This window comes from Pontibacterium sp. (assembly GCF_041587635.1).
In the GTDB taxonomy this organism is placed as follows: domain Bacteria; phylum Pseudomonadota; class Gammaproteobacteria; order Pseudomonadales; family Balneatricaceae; genus Pontibacterium.
On the sequence record NZ_JBFGYC010000523.1, the window covers coordinates 1 to 2,856 of the forward strand.

The 2,856-nt window shown below is 50.7% G+C and carries 4 protein-coding genes and 1 pseudogene; all 5 read right to left on the reverse strand.

Annotation, left to right across the window (positions count from 1 at the left end):
- On the reverse strand, nucleotides 1–177 hold a 177-nt coding region (locus ABYW01_RS18420; RefSeq protein WP_372835672.1), incomplete at its 3' end, for an SDR family NAD(P)-dependent oxidoreductase.
- A 23-nt stretch (nucleotides 178–200) separates the two neighbouring features.
- A pseudogene (gene fabD, locus ABYW01_RS18425) lies at nucleotides 201–1,133 on the reverse strand (ACP S-malonyltransferase).
- 98 nt (nucleotides 1,134–1,231) lie between these two features.
- The gene (plsX, locus tag ABYW01_RS18430) at nucleotides 1,232–2,248 is read right to left on the reverse strand and encodes a phosphate acyltransferase PlsX (RefSeq protein WP_372835667.1); all 1,017 of its coding nucleotides are present in this window, start codon (nucleotides 2,246–2,248) and stop codon (nucleotides 1,232–1,234) included.
- A gap of 2 nt (nucleotides 2,249–2,250) precedes the next feature.
- On the reverse strand, nucleotides 2,251–2,433 hold the full coding sequence (gene rpmF / locus ABYW01_RS18435) for a 50S ribosomal protein L32 (RefSeq protein ID WP_193951828.1): 183 nt from the start codon (nucleotides 2,431–2,433) through the stop codon (nucleotides 2,251–2,253).
- 13 nt (nucleotides 2,434–2,446) lie between these two features.
- On the reverse strand, nucleotides 2,447–2,856 hold a 410-nt coding region (locus ABYW01_RS18440), incomplete at its 5' end, for a YceD family protein (protein WP_372835670.1).

Genomic DNA, 2,856 nt, shown 5'->3' on the forward strand with positions numbered 1-2,856 from the left:
CAGCCCCGTCCCCTGGATACCCGCATCAGCCAGATATTCGGAGATAGTCGCCGCACCGTTTTCGCTGGTTGCTGTACCGACAACAACTGCGCCCTGACGGCCCAACTCTGTAGCGATCGCCTTACCAATACCACGGGTAGCGCCGGTTACCAGCGCAACTTTACCTTCAATGCTCATTACTAAGTTCCTTGCTCCGGAAATTACTGACCGAGGGCCTTATCCAGACCTGCCGGTTCGTTAATAGCAACAACGCTGAGCGGCTTATGTACTTTTTTGTTCAGTCCAGACAATACCTTGCCCGGGCCGCACTCAACAGTGGATTCTACACCCTGCTCTACCATTGCCTGAACACTCTTGGTCCAGAGCACTGGGCTATATAGCTGAGCCAGCAGGTTGTCTTTCAGCTGTTCAACGGATTCTGCAACAGACGCTTCAACGTTCTGCAGTACCGGAATCGCTGGAAGTTTAACTTCAATATTGGCCAGTTCTACTGCCATTTTTTCAGCAGCCGGCTTCATCAAAGCACAGTGAGACGGAACACTCACCGGAAGCGGTATCGCGCGTTTTGCACCCGCCTCTTTGCATTTATCGATGGCACGTTCAACAGCCGCTTTTTCACCGGCAATAACGATCTGACCTGGACAGTTGTAGTTCACAGGAGAGACTACATCACCTTCCGCCGCCGCTTCACAGGCCGCTTCGATCGCATCATCGGCCAAACCAAGAATCGCAGCCATGGCGCCGGTTCCCGCAGGAACAGCCTGCTGCATAAACTCACCACGCAGCTTGACCAGATTCACACCATCGGCAAAATCGATTGCGCCAGCACATACCAGCGCGGTGTACTCACCCAGACTATGGCCTGCCATCAGCGATGGCTGCTCACCACCCTTTTCCTACCACAAGCGCCACAGGGCAACACCCGCGGTCAGCAGTGCTGGCTGAGTTCTGTCTGTCTGATTCAAATCTTCCGCTGGTCCGTTCTGAACCAGATCCCACAGATCGTAGCCCAGTACTTCGGATGCTTCAGCGAAAGTAGATTTAATTACTGGATTGGCTTCAGCCAACTCTGCCAGCATACCAACCTGCTGGGAACCCTGTCCGGGAAAAACAAACGCTAGAGACTGAGACATGGTTTCCTCTTTAACTCCAATAAATTAACCTGATATAAAGGTCGAATCTGCCGTAGTGTACAGTATTCACGACCAATTAAAACAGCCGCTCTGATCGATCAGGTTAGCTGATTTTCGATGTGGCGACTAATACGTATTGGCAGATCCATTTCTATTTCAGAGACTGCCTGATCCAGCGCATAACCAAAACATTTTTTATTTGCGCCACCGTGGCTTTTCACCACAATACCCTGCAGCCCCAATAAACTTGCGCCATTTCGGCGAGATGGATCCATCTGTCGATTCAGCTCAGCCAGAACCGGCGTTGCCAGCAGCCCTAAAAGGCGACGATACAGTCCCTTTTTAAAGCTAGAGCGCACTTTGTTCCGAATCAGATTGGCTAAACCTTCGCTACCTTTGAGAGCAATATTGCCCACAAAACCATCACAGACCACTACATCAGCGCGACCCGAAAAGATGTCATCGCCTTCGATATAACCGATGTAATTTAGTTCCCCATGCTCAGAAATCAAACGCGAAGCAAGTTTCACCTGCTCATTACCTTTAATCTCTTCCTGCCCTACATTCAGCAAACCCACCTTCGGCTCAGCAATTTGCTCAACCGCTTGAGTCATGACCGACCCCATGATGGCAAACTGCATCAAATGCTCTGCTGCACAATCAACATTTGCGCCCAAATCGAGCATATAAGAGTGGCCACGTAACGTTGGGACTGCAGAGATAATGGCGGGACGATCGATCCCCGGAAGTGTTTTCAACACCGAACGCCCCAACACCATCAGCGCGCCGGTATTACCTGCACTAACACATGCGTTAGCCTGCCCCTCTGACACTTGCTTGAGTGCAAGATGCATAGAAGAACCCTTTCCATGACGCAGCGCCATAGAGGGCTTTTCATCCATACCAATTAACTGATCGGTATGAGCGATTTCGAGCCTGTTGGCTATATCGGAGTTGAGCTTTCGAATATGGGGAGTGATTTCGTCCTGATGACCTATGAGATGGATCGTCAGGTTAGGATGACGGGCGAGCGCCTGTATGCTGGAAGGAACTGTAACGCGGGGACCGAAGTCCCCGCCCATCGCATCAACTGCAATGGTGTAATAGCGTGACAAGCTTATTCGTCGCCCTGCTTGTTGACTACCTGTTCGCCACGGTAGAAACCGTCTGCTGATACGTGATGACGACGGTGAGTTTCACCAGTTGTTGCGTCAACAGACAGAGTCGGTCCGCTCAGGGCATCGTGGGAACGACGCATATCGCGACGGGAACGAGACTTCTTGCTCTTCTGTACTGCCATGATTAAATAGCTCCTAGTTCGGCTTCTTACTGTTACCGGCCTTTAGTTGGGCCAATACACTAAATGGGTTCGGTTTATCGGTACTTTGCGTCGTCTCTTTTTCACCAAACGAAGTCTGTACGCTGCAGTCATCATGATAGGCAAACGGAGGTAGGCTGAGAATCAGCTCCTCTTCTATCATCGTTGCCAGTTCAATCTCCTCCTCTTCTAGAAGAAGCGGATCATAGATCCGAGGCAATTTTTTCACCTGATCATCGTTCAGGGTAACTGCCAGATTGACTGTCGCTTCTGCTGCGACTTCAACCGGTTCGAGACAACGCTGGCATGTCATAAAGACATGGCCTTTTGCACTGCCCTGTATGGTACGGAATCGTTGTTCGTCTTTGCCAAAATCCAGACTTACCTTCAATTCTCCCTCATCAC

Excerpts from the sequence above, each read along its gene's own strand:
- rpmF (WP_193951828.1), bottom strand. The coding sequence starts at position 2,433 with ATGGCAGTACAGAAGAGCAAGAAGTCTCGTTCCCGTCGCGATATGCGT.